General features: G+C 70.3%; 16 protein-coding genes. 6 read left to right on the top strand and 10 right to left on the bottom strand.

Annotated features, from left to right (window positions below; all coding sequences use genetic code 11):
• Positions 1–538 precede the first annotated feature (538 nt).
• A complete protein-coding gene (locus VV867_RS05775; protein ID WP_328565840.1) occupies positions 539–2416 on the bottom strand; it encodes a sigma-54-dependent Fis family transcriptional regulator in 1878 nt (625 codons plus the stop codon).
• Positions 2417–2723: 307 nt separating this feature from the next.
• Here VV867_RS05775 and VV867_RS05770 point away from each other — a divergent pair, with 307 nt between their 5' ends.
• From VV867_RS05770 to VV867_RS05745, 6 genes are all read left to right on the top strand, one after another.
• Entirely contained in the window at positions 2724–3524 is an 801-nt protein-coding gene (locus tag VV867_RS05770) for an SDR family NAD(P)-dependent oxidoreductase (RefSeq protein WP_275629935.1), read from the top strand.
• Positions 3525–3532: 8 nt separating this feature from the next.
• Positions 3533–4597: an NAD(+)/NADH kinase gene (locus VV867_RS05765; RefSeq protein WP_442965005.1), complete on the top strand. Its 1065-nt coding sequence runs from the start codon at positions 3533–3535 to the stop codon at positions 4595–4597.
• Positions 4578–5552, top strand: a complete 975-nt coding sequence (locus VV867_RS05760; RefSeq protein WP_328565838.1) for a thiamine pyrophosphate-dependent dehydrogenase E1 component subunit alpha — start codon at positions 4578–4580, stop codon at positions 5550–5552. The genes VV867_RS05765 and VV867_RS05760 overlap by 20 nt, the downstream gene beginning before the upstream one ends.
• Before the next feature lie 88 nt (positions 5553–5640).
• Complete coding sequence (locus VV867_RS05755) at positions 5641–6660, top strand: alpha-ketoacid dehydrogenase subunit beta (protein WP_089393460.1); 1020 nt, start codon at positions 5641–5643, stop codon at positions 6658–6660.
• The gene (locus VV867_RS05750; RefSeq protein ID WP_328565837.1) at positions 6657–7769 is read left to right on the top strand and encodes an acetoin dehydrogenase dihydrolipoyllysine-residue acetyltransferase subunit; all 1113 of its coding nucleotides are present in this window, start codon (positions 6657–6659) and stop codon (positions 7767–7769) included. Before VV867_RS05755 ends, VV867_RS05750 begins: the two co-directional genes overlap by 4 nt.
• Positions 7770–7833: 64 nt before the next feature.
• Positions 7834–8898 carry a 2,3-butanediol dehydrogenase gene (locus tag VV867_RS05745; RefSeq protein ID WP_256596017.1) on the top strand — a complete coding sequence of 355 codons (1065 nt, stop codon included), beginning with the start codon at positions 7834–7836 and terminating at the stop codon, positions 8896–8898.
• Between the two features lie 325 nt (positions 8899–9223).
• Here the strand turns inward: VV867_RS05745 and VV867_RS05740 are convergent, their stop codons facing one another.
• From VV867_RS05740 to flgG, 9 genes are all read right to left on the bottom strand, one after another.
• The gene (locus VV867_RS05740) at positions 9224–9934 is read right to left on the bottom strand and encodes a 2OG-Fe(II) oxygenase (protein WP_328565836.1); all 711 of its coding nucleotides are present in this window, start codon (positions 9932–9934) and stop codon (positions 9224–9226) included.
• A 155-nt stretch (positions 9935–10089) separates the two neighbouring features.
• Positions 10090–10416, bottom strand: a complete 327-nt coding sequence (locus tag VV867_RS05735) for a tryptophan synthase subunit beta (protein ID WP_089393561.1) — start codon at positions 10414–10416, stop codon at positions 10090–10092.
• A gap of 114 nt (positions 10417–10530) precedes the next feature.
• Positions 10531–11562 (bottom strand): hypothetical protein, encoded by a 1032-nt coding sequence (locus VV867_RS05730; protein WP_328565835.1) that lies wholly within the window; start codon positions 11560–11562, stop codon positions 10531–10533.
• A gap of 13 nt (positions 11563–11575) precedes the next feature.
• Positions 11576–12490, bottom strand: coding sequence for a flagellar hook-associated protein FlgL (gene flgL, locus VV867_RS05725; RefSeq protein WP_328565834.1), 915 nt, complete (start codon positions 12488–12490; stop codon positions 11576–11578).
• A 32-nt stretch (positions 12491–12522) separates the two neighbouring features.
• Positions 12523–13890, bottom strand: a complete 1368-nt coding sequence (gene flgK, locus VV867_RS05720) for a flagellar hook-associated protein FlgK (RefSeq protein WP_328565833.1) — start codon at positions 13888–13890, stop codon at positions 12523–12525.
• Positions 13887–14852, bottom strand: a complete 966-nt coding sequence (locus VV867_RS05715) for a lytic transglycosylase domain-containing protein (protein ID WP_109932748.1) — start codon at positions 14850–14852, stop codon at positions 13887–13889. Before VV867_RS05715 ends, flgK begins: the two co-directional genes overlap by 4 nt.
• Positions 14853–14861: 9 nt before the next feature.
• Complete coding sequence (locus tag VV867_RS05710) at positions 14862–15965, bottom strand: flagellar basal body P-ring protein FlgI (protein WP_109932746.1); 1104 nt, start codon at positions 15963–15965, stop codon at positions 14862–14864.
• Positions 15966–15978: 13 nt separating this feature from the next.
• Entirely contained in the window at positions 15979–16641 is a 663-nt protein-coding gene (flgH, locus tag VV867_RS05705; protein ID WP_109933009.1) for a flagellar basal body L-ring protein FlgH, read from the bottom strand.
• A 5-nt stretch (positions 16642–16646) separates the two neighbouring features.
• Positions 16647–17432 (bottom strand): flagellar basal-body rod protein FlgG, encoded by a 786-nt coding sequence (gene flgG / locus VV867_RS05700; RefSeq protein ID WP_275629928.1) that lies wholly within the window; start codon positions 17430–17432, stop codon positions 16647–16649.
• Between the last annotated feature and the right edge of the window lie 19 nt (positions 17433–17451).

Below are 17451 nucleotides of genomic sequence, written 5' to 3'. Positions count from 1 at the left end.
TAGGAGCGGGCCCTGCCCGCGATTCGCGCGCAGGGCGCGCTCCTACATGGGAATGGCGTGGGTGGGGGCGTAGGAGCGGATCTTATCCGCGAATCGCGCCGGTGGATCCGGCCATCGCGGACGGAGTCCGCTCCTACGACCGTGCCTCCTGTGCTTCGGATCCTCTCCCGCAGGCGGGAAAGGGGCTATCCGGCATGGGCGGGAAATCCGGCGCCGACCTGTAGGAGCGGGCCCTGCCCGCGATTCGCGCGCAGGGCGCGCTCCTACATGGGAATGGCGTGGGTGGGGGCGTAGGAGCGGATCTTATCCGCGAATCGCGCCGGTGGATCCGGCCATCGCGGACGGAGTCCGCTCCTACGACCGTGCCTCCTGTGCTTCGGATCCTCTCCCGCAAGCGGGAGAGGGGCTGTCCGGCATGGGCGGGCAATCCGGCGTCGACCTGCAGGAACGGGGAAAGGTTGTGGTGCCGTAGGATGGCGTTGAGCGAAGCGATACCCATCGCCATGGCCGCATGGGTTTCGCAAAGGCTCAACCCATCCTACGAAGAGCAGCCGGGCTCGCGCTTCACCCGCGGCATCTCGATGCCGTGCTGCTTCACCCGCCGGTACAGCGTCGCCCGCGAGATGCCCAGGGCCCGGGCCGCGGGGCCCGGCTGCCAGCGGTGGCGCACCAGGGCGTCGAGCAGGGCCTGGCGCTCGGGGCTGGCGGGTGCTTCATGGGCCGGCTGGGCGGCGGCGCCGCGCAGTTCCTCGGGCAGGTCTTCCAGGCGGATGCTCTCGCCGGAGCAGATGGCGCAGGCATAGCGCAGCACGTGGCGCAATTGGCGTACGTTACCCGGCCAGCGGTAGCCCAGCAGGCATTCCAGCGCGGCCTCGCCCAGGCCCAGGCGCAGGCCGCAGCGTGACGCTTCCTCGTCGAGGATGCGGTTGATCAGCGCCAGCTTGTCGCTGCGCTCGCGCAGCGGCGGCAGTTCGAAGCGCGCGCCGCTGAGGCGGAAGTACAGGTCCTCGCGGAATTCGCCGGCGGCCACCAGGGCCGCCAGGTCGCGGTGGCTGGCGCAGATCACCTGGATGTCCACCGCCTGCCGCCGGGCCGCGCCCAGCGGCGCCACCTCGCCTTCGGCCAGCACCCGCAGCAGGCGCGTCTGCAGGGCCAGGGGCATGTCGCCGATCTCGTCGAGGAACAGGGTGCCGCCGTCGGCCTGCTGCAGCAGCCCGCGCATGCCCTTGCGCTCGGCGCCGGTGAAGGCGCCGGCGACGTAGCCGAACAGCTCGCTCTCGATCAGGCTCTCGGGAATGGCCGCGCAGTTCAGTGCGACGAAGGGCTTGTCGCGCCGCGCGCTGGCCTCGTGCAGCTGGCGGGCGAAGACTTCCTTGCCGGCGCCGGTCTCGCCGTGGACCAGCACCGGCAGGTTGCGGTCCTTCACCCGTACCGCCAGGCGCAGGCTCTCGGCAACGCGCGGGTCGAGCTGGGCGGGGTCGCTGGCCGGCATGGTCACGCTGACCGCCCGCTTCGGCGCGCTGAGGCGCACGTGCAGGCCGTGCTCGGCGACGTGACGCGGGCTTTCGTCGGCGGCGGCGCGCAGCAGGTCGAGGTCGAAGACTTCGCCGATGTGCTGCGGCAGTTGCCCATAGCGCGCCTGCAGGTAGCGCCGCGCCTCCGGGTTCAGCGCCAGCAGGCGGCCGTCGGCGTCCCAGGCGAACAGGTAGTCCGGCTGGCTGTCGACGTAGCCCGGCGCCGCGTGCGCGCGCAGCACCCACTGGCCGCGGGTGCTGTGCATGAAGAAGGCGTTCTCGATCTGCCGCGCGCTCTGCACCGTCATCTGGCGGATCAGGTGCTGGCTGCGGCGGTCGTCGGGGGATTCCACGGCGGAGACGTCGAGCACCCCGAGCAGTTCGCCCCAGGGGTCGAACACCGGCGCCGCCGAGCAGGTCAGGCCGATGAAGGCGGCGCGGAAGTGGTCGCGCTTGTGCACCGTCACCGGCACGCCGTTGGTCAGCACCGCGGCCACCCCGCAGGTGCCCTCCTCGCCTTCCGACCAGCAGGTGCCCAGGTACAGCCCGGCGCGCCGGCAGTCGCCGCGGATGGCGGATTCCACGCGGTAGTCGATGGTGCGGCCCTGGGCGTCGGTGAGCAGCACGCAGTAGTCGGCGTCGCGCACCTGGCCGTGCAGGCGCGAGACCTCCTCGCCGGCGATGCGCAGGAAGCTGTCGGCGCGCTCGCGGCATTCCTTGAGCAGCGTCTGGCTGAGGATGCGCGGGCCCTGCAGCGAACCCGGGTCGAGATGGTGCTGTTCCATCGACCGCCGCCAGGAGTCGAGGATCAGGTTCGGCACCGGGGCTTCGGGCTGGCGCCCGGCGTGGCGCAACACGCGGCTGACGCAGTCCACGTGGGCTTTCGAGTAGGCAGGCAGCATGGGGCCTCCACGGCTCGTTCCTTGTTCTTGTGCCGGTCATTTAAGCCCCGCACCGCCGGCACCACAAGCGCCGCGGACGGCCGGCCCCCGGGTGAGACGCAGCGTCTCGGCGTCTCGCCGGGGCACCGTGCAGGTTGACATGGCGCGTCTCACCCCGCGCCCCGCGAAGCGGCCCCGCAAGTTCGAGCGGGCCGCTCTGGCACGCGCCATTCCGCCCTGCAGGCCGTTCCCTGGCACCGCCCTTGCTCCAGCCCTGGCGACACCGGGACGCCGTCCCGCACCCCACAACAACAACCAGAGGTGCGTCATGTCCGTTACTGCCCCTTCGCAATTCTCCCTGGCCGGCCGGCTCGCCCTGGTCACCGGCGCCGGCCGCGGCATCGGCCTGGGCATCGCCCGCAGCCTGGCCATGGCCGGCGCCGAGCTGGTGATCGCCGACCTCGACCAGGCCCTGGCCGAGGAAGGCGCCGCCCAGGTCCGCGCCCTCGGCGGCCAGGCCCTGGCGCTGACGGTGGACGTCGGCAGCCCGCAGAGCGTGCAGGCCCTGCTCGGCGAGATCGAACGCCAGCGCGGCCGCCTCGACGTGGCGGTGAACAACGCCGGGATCATCAGCATCCACAAGGTCACCGAGCTGAGCGTCGAGGACTGGGACCGGGTGATGAACGTCAACGCCCGCGGCGTGTTCCTCTGCTGCCAGGCGGAACTGGCGCTGATGCGCGCGCAGCGCTTCGGGCGGATCATCAACGTCGCCTCCATCGCCGGCAAGGTCGGCTTCCCGGACCTGGCCCACTACAGCGCCTCGAAGTTCGCCGTGGTCGGCTTCAGCAATGCCCTGGCCAAGGAGGTGGCGCGCGAGGGCATCACCGTCAACGCGCTGTGCCCGGGCATCGTCGGCACCGGCATGTGGCGCGGCGAGCAGGGCCTTTCCGGGCGCTGGGCGCAGCCGGGCGAGAGCGAGGCGCAATCCTGGGAACGCCACCAGGCCAGCCTGCTGCCCCAGGGCGAGGCGCAGACCGTGGAAGACATGGGCCAGCTCGCCGTGTACCTGGCCTGCGCGCCCCACGTCACCGGCCAGGCCATCGCCGTCGACGGCGGCTTCTCGCTGTGAGCGCGGCCATGCCCCTGCGCATCGGCATCATCGCCAACCCGGCCTCGGGCCGCGACCTGCGCCGGCTGACCGCCAACGCCGGGCTCTACTCCAGCACCGACAAGGCCGCGGTGGTGCAGCGCCTGCTCGGCGCCTTCGGCGCCACCGGGGTGGACGAGGTGCTGCTGCCGCCGGACATGACCGGCATCGCCGCCGCCGTGCTCAAGGCCAGCGCCGGCCGCCACGCCCACGACAGCCACTGGCCGCGCCTGGAGTTCCTCGACATGCCGCTGCGCCAGAGCGTGGAGGACACCCGCCGGGCCGCGCGGATGCTGGCCGAGCGCGGCGTGGCCCTGGTCGCCGTGCTCGGCGGCGACGGCACGCACAAGGCGGTGGCCGCCGAGGTCGGCGACATTCCCCTGCTGTGCCTGTCCACCGGCACCAACAACGCCTTCCCGGAACTGCGCGAGGCCACCGGCGCCGGCCTGGCCGGCGGGCTCTACGCCGGCGGGCGCATCCCGGCGGAGATCGCCCTGCGGCGCAACAAGCGCCTGCGGGTGCGACTGCCGGCGCGGGGCATCGACGAGATCGCCCTGGTGGAAGTCGCGGTCTCCCCGCTGACCTTCACCGGCGCCCGCGCCATCAGCCGCGCCGAGGACCTGGCGGAAATCTACGCCGCCTTCGCCGAGCCCCACGCCATCGGCCTGTCGTCGCTGTGCGGGCTGTGGAACCCGGCGTCGCGGCGCTGCCCGCGCGGCAGCTGGCTGCGCCTGGGCCCGCAGGCCGGCGAGGCGCTGCTGGCGCCCCTGGCCCCGGGCCTGCTGCAGGCCTGCGGCATCGTCGCCAGCGGCAGCCTGGAGCCCGGCGTGCCGCGCCTGCCGCTGCTGAGCGCCGGCACCCTGGCCCTGGACGGCGAACGCGAGATCGAGTTCGCCGCCAGCGACCGCCCCAGCATCACCCTCGAACTCGACGGCCCGCTGAGCATCGACGTCGAGGCCGCCCTGGCCTTCGCCGCCTGCCATCGCCTGCTGGCCGTTCCTGGCAAGCCCGTGAACCACCCTGGAGAACAACAAGATGTCCACGCTATCGACTGAGCAATTGCTCCACGCCTACCGTGTGATGCGCACCATCCGCGCCTTCGAGGAACGCCTGCACGTGGAATTCGCCACCGGCGAGATCCCCGGCTTCGTGCACCTGTACGCCGGCGAGGAAGCCTCCGCCGCCGGGGTCATGGCGCACCTCGACGATGAGGACTGCATCGCCTCCACCCACCGCGGCCACGGCCACTGCATCGCCAAGGGCGTGGACGTGTACGGGATGATGGCCGAGATCTACGGCAAGAAGACCGGCGTCTGCCAGGGCAAGGGCGGCTCGATGCACATCGCCGACCTGTCCAAGGGCATGCTCGGCGCCAACGGCATCGTCGGCGCCGGCGCGCCCCTGGCGGCGGGCGCGGCGCTGGCCGCCAAGCTCAAGGGCAACCACGCAGTGGCAGTGGCCTTCTTCGGCGATGGCGGCTCCAACGAGGGCGCGGTGTTCGAGGCGATGAACCTGGCCTCGGTGTGGAACCTGCCGTGCATCTTCGTCGCCGAGAACAACGGCTATGCCGAGGCCACGGCCTCGAACTGGTCGGTGGCCTGCGACCACATCGCCGACCGCGCCGCCGGCTTCGGCATGCCCGGGGTGACGGTGGACGGCTTCGACTTCTTCGCCGTGCACGAGGCCGCCGGCGCCGCCGTGGAACGCGCCCGCGCCGGCGAAGGGCCGTCGCTGATCGAGGTGAAGCTGACCCGCTACTACGGCCACTTCGAAGGCGACGCCCAGACCTACCGCGCGCCCGACGAGGTGAAGCACTACCGCGAGACGCGCGACTGCCTGATGCAGTTCCGCGAGCGCACCACCCGCGCCGGCCTGCTCCAGGCCGCGGCCCTGGACGCCATCGACACGGAAGTGGAAGCGAGCATCGAGGAAGCCGTGGCGCGCGCCAAGGCCGATCCCAAGCCCTCGCCCGCCGACCTGCTGAGCGACGTGTACGTCGCCTATCCCTGACATTCCCGCGCCGAGCGCTTCCCCGTCACCCCCGCGAACGCGGGGGCCCAGCGACTCGGCCCAGAAGAACAATGAGAGGAGAGCCATCATGGCCAGAAAGATCAGCTACCAGCAGGCCATCAACGAAGCCCTGGCCCAGGAAATGCGCCGCGACCAGACGGTGTTCATCATGGGCGAGGACAATGCCGGCGGCGCCGGCGCACCCGGCGAGGACGACGCCTGGGGCGGCGTGCTCGGCGTCACCAAGGGCCTCTACCACCAGTTCCCCGGCCGCGTGCTGGACACCCCACTGTCGGAGATCGGCTACGTCGGCGCCGCCGTGGGCGCCGCCACCCGCGGCCTGCGCCCGGTGTGCGAACTGATGTTCGTCGACTTCGCCGGCTGCTGCCTGGACCAGATCCTCAACCAGGCCGCCAAGTTCCGCTACATGTTCGGCGGCAAGGCGGTCACCCCGCTGGTGATCCGCACCATGGTCGGCGCCGGCCTGCGCGCCGCCGCCCAGCACTCGCAGATGCTCACCGCGCTGTGGACGCACATCCCCGGGCTGAAGGTGGTCTGCCCGTCGTCGCCTTACGACGCCAAGGGCCTGCTGATCCAGGCCATCCGCGACAACGACCCGGTGATCTTCTGCGAGCACAAGCTGCTCTACTCGATGCAGGGCGAAGTGCCGGAGGAGCTGTACAGCGTGCCCTTCGGCGAAGCCAACTTCCTGCGTGACGGCGACGACGTGACCCTGGTGACCTACGGGCGCATGGTCCACCTGGCCATGGACGCCGCCGCCAGCCTGGCGCGCCAGGGCGTGTCCTGCGAGGTGCTGGACCTGCGCACCACCAGCCCGCTGGATGCCGACAGCATCCTCGAAAGCGTGGAGAAGACCGGGCGCCTGGTGGTGATCGACGAAGCCAACCCGCGCTGTTCGCTGGCCACCGATATTTCCGCATTGGTCGCCGAACAGGCCTTCGACGCCCTCAAGGGGCCGATCCGCCAGGTCACCGCGCCGCACACCCCGGTGCCCTTCTCCGACGCCCTGGAAGACCTGTACATCCCCAGCGCGGCGAAGATCGAGGCCACGGTGCTGGAGCTGGTGCAAGGGAGGAAGGTGGCATGAGCCGAATCCATACCCTGACCATGCCCAAGTGGGGCCTGTCGATGACCGAAGGCCGCATCGACGCCTGGCTCAAGCAGGACGGCGACGCCATCGAGAAAGGCGACGCGGTGCTCGACGTGGAGACCGACAAGATCAGCAGCAGCGTCGAGGCGCCCTTCTCCGGCGTGCTGCGGCGCCAGGTGGCGCGCGAGGACGAGACCCTGCCGGTGGGCGCGCTGCTGGGGGTGGTGGTCGAGGGCGAGGCCAGCGAGGCGGAGATCGATGCAGTGGTCGAGCGCTTCCAGGCCGAATTCGTCCCCGGCGGCGACGGCGAGGCCGACAGCGGCCCGGCGCCGCAGAAGGTCGAGCTGGACGGCCGCGTGCTGCGCTACTTCGAGCGCGGCGAAGGCGGCGTACCGCTGGTGCTGATCCACGGCTTCGGCGGTGACCTCAACAACTGGCTGTTCAACCACGAGGCGCTGGCCGCCGGGCGCCGCGTCATCGCCCTCGACCTGCCGGGCCACGGCGAGTCGGCCAAGGCGCTGCAGCGCGGCGACCTGGACGAGCTGAGCGGTGCGGTGCTGGCCCTGCTCGACCATTTGGACATCCCGCAGGCGCACCTGGCCGGGCACTCCATGGGCGGCGCCGTGGCACTGAACACCGCGCGCCTGGCGCCGCAGCGGGTGCGCTCGCTGAGCCTGCTGGCCAGCGCCGGCCTGGGTGCCGAGATCAACGGCGGCTACCTGCAGGGCTTCGTCGAGGCCGGCAACCGCAATGCCCTCAAGCCACAGCTGGTGCAGCTGTTCTCCGACCCGGCGCTGGTCACCCGGCAGATGCTGGAAGACATGCTCAGGTTCAAGCGCCTGGAAGGCGTGGACGCGGCGCTGCGCCAGCTCACCGGCAAACTGTTCGCCGACGGCCGCCAGCAGGTGGACCTGCGCGGCGTGCTGGAGGCCGGCGGGCACCCGGCGCTGGTGATCTGGGGCGAGGCCGACGCCATCATCCCGGCCAGCCACGCCCAGGGCCTGAGCGCCGAGGTCCACGTGCTGCCGGCGCAGGCGCACATGCTGCAGATGGAGGCAGCCGAGGCGGTCAACGCCCTGCTGCTGGACTTCCTCGAACGCCATTGACCGACGAAGGCCCGGCCGCGCGGCCGGGCCCCGGGAGACAACCATGACAATCACCCCCAACAGCATGCGCGCGGCGGTCTGGCACGGGCGCAACGACATCCGCGTGGAAAGCGTGCCGCTGCCCGGCGAGCCGCCGCCCGGCTGGGTGCAGATCCGCGTGCACTGGTGCGGCATCTGCGGCTCGGACCTGCACGAGTACGTCGCAGGCCCCGTGTTCATCCCGGTGGAGGCGCCGCACCCGCTCACCGGCATCAAGGGCCAGTGCATCCTCGGCCACGAGTTCTGCGGCGAGATCGTCAAGCTCGGCGAGGGCGTCGAGGGCTTCGCCGCCGGCGAGGTGGTGGCCGCCGACGCCTGCCAGCACTGCGGCACCTGCTACTACTGCCGCCACGGCCTGTACAACATCTGCGAGAACCTGGCCTTCACCGGGCTGATGAACAACGGCGCCTTCGCCGAATGGGTGAACGTGCCGGCCAACCTGCTGTACAAGCTACCCGACGGCTTCCCGGCCGAGGCCGGCGCGCTGATCGAGCCGCTGGCGGTGGGCATGCACGCGGTGAAGAAGGCCGGCAGCCTGCTGGGGCGCAACGTGGTGGTGGTCGGCGCCGGCACCATCGGCCTGTGCACCATCATGTGCGCGAAAGCCGCCGGCGCGGCCCAGGTGATCGCCCTGGAGATGTCCTCGGCGCGCAAGGCCAAGGCCCGTGAGGTCGGCGCCAGCCACGTGCTCGACCCCAACGAGTGCGACGTGCTGGCAGAGGTGCGCAAGCTCACCCATGGCCTGGGCGCCGACGTCAGCTTCGAGTGCATCGGCAACAAGCACACCGCCAAGCTGGCCATCGACGCCATCCGCAAGGCCGGCACCTGCGTGCTGGTGGGCATCTTCGAGGAGCCCAGCGCGTTCAACTTCTTCGAGCTGGTGGCCACCGAGAAGCAGGTGTTCGGCTCCCTGGCCTACAACGGCGAGTTCGCCGACGTGATCGCCTTCATCGCCGACGGCCGCCTGGACATCGCGCCCCTGGTGACCGGGCGCATCGAGCTGGAGCAGATCGTCGAGAAGGGCTTCGAGGAACTGGTGAACAACAAGGAGCACAACGTGAAGATCATAGTGACGCCACGGGCGGCCTGACCTCCGACCTTGGGCCGCAGGCGACGGCCCGGCCCCGGCGCCAGGCTGGGGCTTTTTTTGTGTGCATCGGTGCCCAAGCAGGGCCTTGGGTGTTTGCTGCAAGCCCGGCAGCCCTCACCCCAGCCCTCTCCCAGAGGGAGAGGGGGCCGTTGGGCATGGTTTGATGTTATGGCGTTAGCCGGCAGCCTCGGCGCGTTGGAGTGCGCTGATATTTCCGTGTTAGCCGGCTTGTACCGAGTTGCCGGCTGACACCAAATCCTCTCTCGGCACGGACTAGCCCCCTCTCCCTCTGGGAGAGGGCTGGGGTGAGGGTTCGGACTCCCCCTCAAAGCGCATCGTGAAAGATGACACCCAATGTAAACCGCTCCCCCCAATGCAACCGGCTGACCCCATGCCGCATGTTCACCCGGTAATCCCCGCGGGCACCCCGCACCGGCCGCTGCGAGACGGCGAACAGCAGCGCATCGCCCTGGCGCAGCGGCACCACTTCCACCCGCGATTGCATGCGCGGGCGCTGTTCGGCGAGGACGAATTCGCCGCCGGTGAATTCCTCGTCCGGTTGCGACAGCAGGATGGCGACCTGCAGCGGGAAGGCCAGTTCGCCGTACAGGTCCTGGTGCAGGCAGTTGTAGTCGCCCGCGCCATAACGCAGCAGCAGGGGCGTGGGCCGCAGCTGGCCGGCGGCGTGGCAGCGTTCGAGGAATTCGGCGTGCCGCGCCGGGTAGGCCGGGGCCAGGCCCAGGCGCTGTTGCCAGGCGTTGGCGATGCCCGCCAGGGGCGGATAGAAGGCTTCGCGCAGGGTCTGCAGCGGCGCCGGCAAGGGATAGGCGAAGTAACGGTATTCACCCAGGCCGAAGCCGTGGCGGGCCATGACCACCCGGCTGCGGAAGGGCTGGTCACGGGCATAGAGGGCCCGCAACCACTGGCATTGGCGCCGGTCGAGCAGGCCGGGGACCTGGGCGTGGCCGTCGCTATCCAGCTGCGCGGCCAGGGCCGGCCAGTCCAGGGCGGCGATGCGCTCGGCGAGTGAGGACATGGGCGGGCTCCGAGGGGCGATGCCGCCAGTCTAGGCAAGCGGCGCGCCGGCGTGCGCCCCGATGCCGACTTTCAAACCCGGGGTTCGCGAGCAAGCTCGCGCCTACAGTCGCAGGAGGAATGCCCTACGAAAAGCGCCTCGGTGCGACGCTCGGTTCAGTCGTCGCCGGGATGGTCCGCCAGGCCTTCCAGCTCGGCCCGTGCCACTGCGCGCTCGTCGAGCTTGCGGCGGGCCGCCTCGGGCAGGTCGGTGTAGCGGATCACGCCGCGCTCGACCAGCACGTTGACCACGTCTTCCAGCACGCGGATCACTTCCAGGTCGGAATGGCGCAGCAGGTCCAGCCGGCTGCGCACCTCGGTGCGCGCGTCCAGCCACTGGCCGAGCTCCTCGCTCTGGTAGGCCAGCGTGTCGTTCATGCCCTCGAAGGGCTGGGTCTCCACTCTCAACAGCCTTCCCTGCCCATCGCGTTGTACGTAAACCATGCGGATCAACCTAACCGTCATTGTCAAGGGTGCGGACGGACCGCTCCCGTCCGTCGTCAGCTACCTGGGACCGTCGATCGGCCCCGGGGTTCGGCGCAGCTTAACAAGGTCGGCTCAAGAAAGCAGGCTGACCACCGCGAAACGGCTCAGGTTGGCCTGGGCCACCACGGTGCGGGTCACCGCCGCGTAGCTGGAGCCGCTGTCGCGCACCAGGTTGAACACCGACGCCGCGTAGTCCTGCGCCCATTGCTGTTCGTCGCGGTCGGCCTGGCGGGCGAGGAACTCGCGGATCTCGCCCTGGCGCTGGCGCAACTGGTCGCGCAGGGTGCCGATGCGGTCCAGCGCGTCTATCACCTGGTCGAGCAGGTGGCGCAGCTCGCGCTGGTCGCTGCCGGCCAGGCTCTGCGGCAGGTCCAGCAGGCGCTGCTCGCGGGTCTGGGCGCGGCTGGCGCGGTCCCTGGCGAAGCGCTTGCCCTCCCCCTGCACGCTGAGCTGGCCGCCCTGTTTGCGCCAGTCGGCCTCGGCCATGGAGAAGGTCAGCTTGCCGTCGGCGTCGAGTTCCGCGCGGATGCCGCTGGACGCCAGGCCGATGTTGAAGCTGCGCAGCAGCTGCTGGTCGCTCATGGCGTCGTCCAGCACCACCACGCCGGGTTCGCCCTGGGCGCGGCCGGCGCTGAACAGCAACGTCTCGCGGCCGCCGCTGCGGGCTTCGTCCAGGGTGGCCAGGCCGTCGATGGCGAAGCGGGTGCGCGCCGGTTCGTGCAGGTACAGGTCGAGGTTGGCGTCCAGCCCGCCGGCGCTGCGCTCGCGGCGTTGCGCCAGCAGCTCGGTGGCCTGCCTGAGCGGTTGCTCCAGTTGCTTGCGGTTGCCGCCCTGGCCGCTGCCCAGCTCGCGGCCCAGGCTGAGCTTGAGCTGGTTGAGGCGCTCGGCCAGCTCGCCCAGGTAGCCCTCGGCGCTCTGCATGGCGCTGAGCTGCTGGTTGAGCTGGATGCTGAAGCCGGCGGCCTTGCCCACCCCGCGCTCGCCAGCCGGGGCCGTAGCGCTGCGCTTGCGCTGGCGCAGGTTGCGCTCGCCCACCGCCGGCGGCGCCTGGCGCGGCTGGCCATCGATGGCGGCGACCGCCGGGAAGGAGTTCTCGACCTTCATCGCGCCAGGGTCCTCAGAGCAGGCTGAACAGCGACAGGCCGTTGACCGTCAGGTAGGTCTTCTGCGTCGCCTGCAGGGCCAGCTTGTAGTTGCCCAGGTCGATGCTGGCCTTGCCGTAGTCCAGCGCCGAGAGGTCGCCCTCGACCTTCTGGTTGACCAGGGAGATGTCCTGGTTGCTGTTGTCCAGCAGGGTCAGGGTGTTCTGCCGCCCGCCCAGGTCGGTGATGGCCGCCAGCAGCTTGCCGTGGCTGTCGTCCAGCTGGTCGATGGTGGCGGCGATGCTCTGCTGGATGGCCGGGTCGCTGCTGTCCAGGGCCGGGTCCTGCAGCTTGGCCACCAGGGCATGCAGGCCGTTGAGCAGGTCCATGCCGTTGCCGAACAGCGGGCGGATGGCGACGTTCTCGTCGACCATCACGCCGTTGGCCACCACCGCCTGGCGCGTCTTGTCGTTGCCGCTGGCGCTGTAGGTGCCGCTGGCCGCGTCGTAGGTCACCGCCGGCTGGTCGGTGAGGGTGCCGGAGAACAGGTAGCGGCCCTCCTCGTCCTTGACGTTCAGGTAGCTGACCAGGGTCTTCTCCAGGTTCGACAGCTCGCCGGCCATGGCGCCGAGCTGCTCCTTGGCGTTGGAGCCGTTGGCCGCCCAGAGCAGCAGGTCGCGGATGTCCAGCAGGGTGTCGGAGGTGGACTGCAGGTTGGTTTCCTGGATCGACAGGTTGCTCGACACCCCGGCGATGTTGCTGCCGTACTGGGCCAGGCTGGCCTCCGAACGCTGGATGCGCAGGATGCGCACCGCGGCGATGGGGTCGTCCGAGGGATGCTGGATGCGGTTGCTGCTGGACATCTGCTGCATCAGCTGCGACATCTTCTCGGTGTTGCGGCTCATCGAGTCCAGGAGGATGGCGGTGCTCTGCGAATTGGTGATGCGCATGGGGCGTCTCGTCGGGTGGCGGGCTACGGCGTTCAGAAGGCCGCGAGCATGCTGTCGAACAGGTCCTTGGCGGTGCTGATGACCTTCATGTTGGCCTGGTAGGCCTGCTGGTAGGTCATCAGGTTGACCGCCTCCTCGTCCAGGTTCACCGCGCTGACGCTGTCGCGCTGGTTCTGCGCCTGCTGCGTCACGGCCTTGGCGGTGTCCAGGTCGGCCTGGTTCTGCCGGCTGTCGCTGGCCACCCGGCCGATCAGCCCGGCGTAGGCGTCGTTGAGCGTCACGGCGTTGCCGTCGACGGTGATGACCTGGCTCTTCAGGTCGATCAGTTTCAGCAGGTTGCCGTTGTTGCCCTTCTCCCCGGCGCTGTCGGACAGCGCCAGTTCGGAAGGCTGCAGGCCGGTAAGGCTGAGCAGCTTGCCGGTGCTGCCGGCGTTGGCCTGCAGCAATGCCTGGCCGGGGTTGCCGTTCAGGTCGTAGCCGCCGGCCAGGGTGGAGTTGACCAGGTCGGCCACCTGGGTGGCCATCTGCGCCAGGCTGTCGAGGTTCGGCCGCAGGGTCTGGTATTCGGTGTCGTGCAGCGCGCCCATGGCGCCGCCCAGGTCCTGCTGGTCGATGGCGAACTGGGTGCCGGCGAAGGCCAGGCTGACGTCCTGCTCGCCACTGCTGGTCAGGCTGACCTTCAGCTGCGCGGCGGAGGCGCCGGCCACCAGCGGCTGGCCGTTGGCCAGGGACACCGAGATGGAGCCGTCGGCGGCGGCCGAGGTGCGGATGCTGCTGTACTGGCTGAGCTGGGTGATCAGGGCGTCGCGCTGGTCCTGCAGGGCCGAGGGGTCGGCGGCGGCGGACTGCGCGGCGACGATCTTCTTGTTCAGCAGGGCGATGTTCGAGGTCAGGCCGTTGATCTCGCCGACCATGGTGCCGCGCTGTTCCTGCAGGGACTTGAGCTGGGTGTCGATGTTGCCGGAGAGCGTGTTGAAGCGCTGCGCCAGGTTGCCGGCCTCGGCGATGATCTGCTGGCGCAGGGCGGTGGAATCCGGGGTGGCGCTGGCCTCGCTCAGGGCGGCGAAGAAGTTGTCCAGGCCGACGCTGATGCTGGCACCGTCGCTGGACATCAGGTCCTCCAGCGCGCCCAGGTACTGCTGGGCGTTGCTGTAGTAGTTCTGCGCGGTGGTGGCGCGCCACAGCTGCTGGCTGAGGAAGTCGTCGGACATGCGCCGGATGCCGGTCACCTTCACCCCGCCGCCGGGGCTCAGCGAGCCCTGCCCGCCAAGGGAGCTGGTGAGCACCGACAGGCGGCTGAACCCGGGGGTGTTGACGTTGGAGGTGTTCTGCCCGGTGATCGACAGGCCGATCTCCGAGGCGCGCACGCCACTGTAGGCGATCTGCGTCAAATTGCTCACGACTGCTTCCCTTTGGGCTGAAGGCGGATCGGTTGGGCGAAGGCGGCGGACATGGCCTGGTGTTGCGTGCCCTGCTGCTGATAGGCGACCGGTTCGGCCGCCGGCTTAAGCGGCGCCGGTGCCGTGGCCTGGCCGCGGCGGGCCAGGTCGTCGAGGATGCCGCGGGTGTAGCGGCGGGTTTCCTCGAAGGGGATGCGCTCGATCCAGGCCTCGCCGCTGATCTCGCCGCGGCGCGGGTCGCCGTTGCTCTTCAGCCATTCGTCGACGCGGCCGGGGCCGGCGTTGTAGGCGGCCAGGGCCAGGGCGCGGTGGCCATCGTAGCGCTGCAGCATCTGGTCGAGGTAGGCACTGCCGAGCTGGCGGTTGTAGGCACCGTCGCGGGTCAGGCGCTGTTCGTCGAAGTCCAGGCCCAGCTTGGCGGCCATTTCCCGCGCGGTGTCGGGCATCAGCTGCATCAGGCCGCGGGCGCCCTTGGCCGAGACGGCGGCGATGTCGCCGGCGGACTCGTGGTCGATCAGGCTGTCCACCAGCTCGCCGAAGGCCGCGCTGCCACGCTGCCAGAGCCGCCCGACGCTCTGCACGCCGCGTTGCCAGTCGGCCACCACGGCCTGCTGCAGGCTGCGCGGCATGCCCATGCGGTCGCCGCCGGCGAGCATCTCGCCGCGGCCGTCGGCGTCGTGCCCGGAAAGCTGGCGTACCAGCAGCGCGGCGATGCCGGTCTGCTTGCGCTCGGCCAGGTTGTCGGCGAGCACGCCATCGTAGAAGTCGCGCATGGTGTCCAGGTCGCGGCTGCGGGTGATGCCGCCGGCCGAGAGCACGTCGCCGGCCTTGCGCATCTGCTTGAGGATCTGCTGCAGGAACAGCGCCTCGAACTGCTCGGCGGCCGCCTCCAGGCGCGCCTGGGGGTTGCCGTCCTGGCCGCGCGCGGCGTTCAGCGCGGTGGGGAGTGAAACGATGCTCATGCGCGCGCCCTAGATGATGATGAGTTCGGCGTTCAGCGCGCCGGCCTTCTCCAGCGCCTGGAGAATGCTCATGACGTCGTCCGGGGTGGCGCCGAGGCTGTTCACGGTGTCGATGATGCCCTGCAGGCTGGCGCCCTCGGGCCAGCGGAACATCGGCTTCTTGTCCTGGGCGACGTTGACGTCGGACTGCGGCGTGACCGTGGTGCGGCCGCCGGAGAACGGCGCCGGCTGGCTGACCTGGGGGTTCTCGCTGATGGTCACGGTGAGGCTGCCGTGGGACACCGCGGCGGCCTTCACCCGCACGCCCTGGCCGATGACCACGGTGCCGGTGCGGCTGTTGAACACCACCTTCGGCCGTTCGCGGCCTTCCTGCACCTCCACCCCTTCGAGCAGGGCCATGAAGCTGGTGCGCTGGTTGGCCGAGACCGGCGCGCGCACGCTGACCTTGGTGCCGTCCAGGGCCTGGGCGCTGCCGGCGCCGAGCAGGTTGTCCAGGGCGGTGACGATGTGCGCGGCGGTCTGGAAGCTGGGCTGGCGCAGGTTGAGCATGATGTCCGGGCGGCTGGCGAAGTCGCTGGGGATCATCCGCTCGATGGTCGCGCCATTGGGGATGCGCCCGCCGTTGGCGGTGTTGATGGTGACGCTGGAGCCGCTCTGGCCGCTGGCGTTGAGGCCGCCCACGGCCACCGCGCCCTGGGCCAGGGCGTAGGTCTCGCCGTCGATGCCGCGCAGCGGCGTGAGCAGCAGCTGGCCGCCGCGCAGGCTCTTGGCGTCGCCCAGCGAGGAGACGGTGACGTCCACCGTCTGCCCCGGGCTGAACGAGGGCGGCACTTCGGCGGTGATGCTCACCGCGGCGACGTTCTTCAGCTTGGGGTCGATGTTGGCCGGCAGGTTCACGCCGAACTGCTTGATCATGTTCACCACCGACTGGCTGGTGAACTTCACCTGGGTCTTGTCGCCGGTGCCGTCGAGGCCGACCACCAGGCCGTAGCCGATCAGCTGGTTGCCGCGGATGCCCTCCACGTCCACCAGTTCCAGCAGCGGCACGGCGCGGCTCGCCAGGGGCCAGCAGGACAGCGCCAGCGGCAGCAGGTACTTCAGGATGGCTCGCATGGCCGGCAGCGCCTCACAGCGGGAACAGGGGGTGGGTGAAGAAGCGCGTCAGCCAGCCGGCCGAGTTGCTGTCGTTGAGCACGCCGCGCCCGGCGTAGGAGATGTTGGCGTTGGCGACGTTCTGCGAGGACACCTGGTTGTTGCGGTTGATGTCCTCCACCCGCACCAGGCCGGTGAGGCGGATGAACTCCGAGCCCTGGTTCAGGCGCAGGTTCTTCTCGCCGCGGACCACCAGGGTGCCGTTGGGCAGCACCTGGTGCACGGTCACCGCGATGGCGCCGCGCAGGGAGTTCTGCTGCTCGCTCTTGGCGTCGCCCTTGAAGTCCCGCGAGCTGTCCGCCGAGCTTTCCAGGCGGTCGTAGCTGTGGCCGAGGATGGTGGGGATGCCGATGCCCAGGCTGGAGCTCTTGTCGAAGCTGGTGCCGGCGCTCTTGCTCGACTGCGTCTGCTCTTCCAGCACCACGGTGAGCACGTCGCCCACCCGCAGGGCGCGCTGGTCCTGCACCAGGCCGCCGTAGTAGCCGGGGCGGTACAGGCCGCCGCCGCTGGTGGGCGGCAGGCTGTAGTCGAGGGTCGGCGGCTGGTAGGCGCTGGAGTCCTCGTCCGGGAGCATCTCGTCGAAGCTCGCGCAGCCGCCCAATAGCAGCAGGGCGAGCAGCGTCGGCAGGCGGCTCATGGCGGTCATACGGTCTGGTTGAGGAACTGCTGCATGCCGGAGGCGGCGTCCAGCACCTTGGCGTTGGCCTCGTAGGCGCGCTGGATGGCGATCATGTTCACCATCGCCTCCACCACCTGCACGTTGGAGCCTTCCAGCACACCCTGCTTGAGGGTGCCCAGGCCGTCCTCGCCGGGCACGCCCTCCACCGGCTGGCCGCTGGCCACGGTCTCGCGGTAGAGGTTGCCGCCCAGGGCTTCCAGGCCGGCCGGGTTGGTGAAGTTGACCAGGGTGATCTGGCCGAGCTGGGTCGGCTGCGTCTCGCCGGCCATGATCGCGCTGACGGTGCCGTCGCTGCCCACGGTGAAGCTGCTGCTGCCGGCCGGCACCTCGATGTTGGGGATCAGCGGCAGGCCCTGAGCGTTGACCACCACGCCGTCGGCATTGAGCTGCAGCTGGCCGTTCTCGGTGTACAGGGTGTCGCCGTTGGGCGCTTCCACCTGGAAGAAGCCACGGCCGACCACGGCCAGGTCCATCGGCTGGCCGGTGGTCTGCATGCTGCCTTCGGTGAACACCTTCTGCGTGCCGGCCACGCGCACGCCGCTGCCCAGCTGGATGCCCGAGGGCACGGTGTTGACCTGGTCGGCCTGGGCGCCGGGCTGGCGGTCGATGGAATAGAACAGGTCCTCGAAGACCACCCGGTCGCTCTTGAAGCCGGTGGTGTTGACGTTGGCCAGGTTGTTGGCCACCGCCGACAGCGCGGTGTCCTGCGCGGCCAGGCCGGTCTTGCTCACCCACAGTGCCGAACTCATGCGGTATCTCCTTAGCGGG

The organism is Pseudomonas sp. JH-2, from assembly GCF_036231725.1.
In the GTDB taxonomy this organism is placed as follows: domain Bacteria; phylum Pseudomonadota; class Gammaproteobacteria; order Pseudomonadales; family Pseudomonadaceae; genus Pseudomonas; species Pseudomonas delhiensis.
This window is presented reverse-complemented; position numbering and strand designations above follow the sequence as displayed.

Bases quoted from the DNA above. Each gene is read 5' to 3' on its own strand.
- VV867_RS05775 (WP_328565840.1), bottom strand. From the start codon at position 2,416: ATGCTGCCTGCCTACTCGAAAGCCCACGTGGACTGCGTCAGCCGCGTG.
- VV867_RS05770 (WP_275629935.1), top strand. From the start codon at position 2,724: ATGTCCGTTACTGCCCCTTCGCAATTCTCCCTGGCCGGCCGGCTCGCC.
- VV867_RS05765 (WP_442965005.1), top strand. From the start codon at position 3,533: ATGCCCCTGCGCATCGGCATCATCGCCAACCCGGCCTCGGGCCGCGAC.
- VV867_RS05760 (WP_328565838.1), top strand. From the start codon at position 4,578: ATGTCCACGCTATCGACTGAGCAATTGCTCCACGCCTACCGTGTGATG.
- VV867_RS05755 (WP_089393460.1), top strand. From the start codon at position 5,641: ATGGCCAGAAAGATCAGCTACCAGCAGGCCATCAACGAAGCCCTGGCC.
- VV867_RS05750 (WP_328565837.1), top strand. From the start codon at position 6,657: ATGAGCCGAATCCATACCCTGACCATGCCCAAGTGGGGCCTGTCGATG.
- VV867_RS05745 (WP_256596017.1), top strand. From the start codon at position 7,834: ATGCGCGCGGCGGTCTGGCACGGGCGCAACGACATCCGCGTGGAAAGC.
- VV867_RS05740 (WP_328565836.1), bottom strand. From the start codon at position 9,934: ATGTCCTCACTCGCCGAGCGCATCGCCGCCCTGGACTGGCCGGCCCTG.
- VV867_RS05735 (WP_089393561.1), bottom strand. From the start codon at position 10,416: ATGGTTTACGTACAACGCGATGGGCAGGGAAGGCTGTTGAGAGTGGAG.
- VV867_RS05730 (WP_328565835.1), bottom strand. From the start codon at position 11,562: ATGAAGGTCGAGAACTCCTTCCCGGCGGTCGCCGCCATCGATGGCCAG.
- flgL (WP_328565834.1), bottom strand. From the start codon at position 12,490: ATGCGCATCACCAATTCGCAGAGCACCGCCATCCTCCTGGACTCGATG.
- VV867_RS05715 (WP_109932748.1), bottom strand. From the start codon at position 14,852: ATGAGCATCGTTTCACTCCCCACCGCGCTGAACGCCGCGCGCGGCCAG.
- VV867_RS05710 (WP_109932746.1), bottom strand. From the start codon at position 15,965: ATGCGAGCCATCCTGAAGTACCTGCTGCCGCTGGCGCTGTCCTGCTGG.
- flgH (WP_109933009.1), bottom strand. From the start codon at position 16,641: ATGAGCCGCCTGCCGACGCTGCTCGCCCTGCTGCTATTGGGCGGCTGC.
- flgG (WP_275629928.1), bottom strand. From the start codon at position 17,432: ATGAGTTCGGCACTGTGGGTGAGCAAGACCGGCCTGGCCGCGCAGGAC.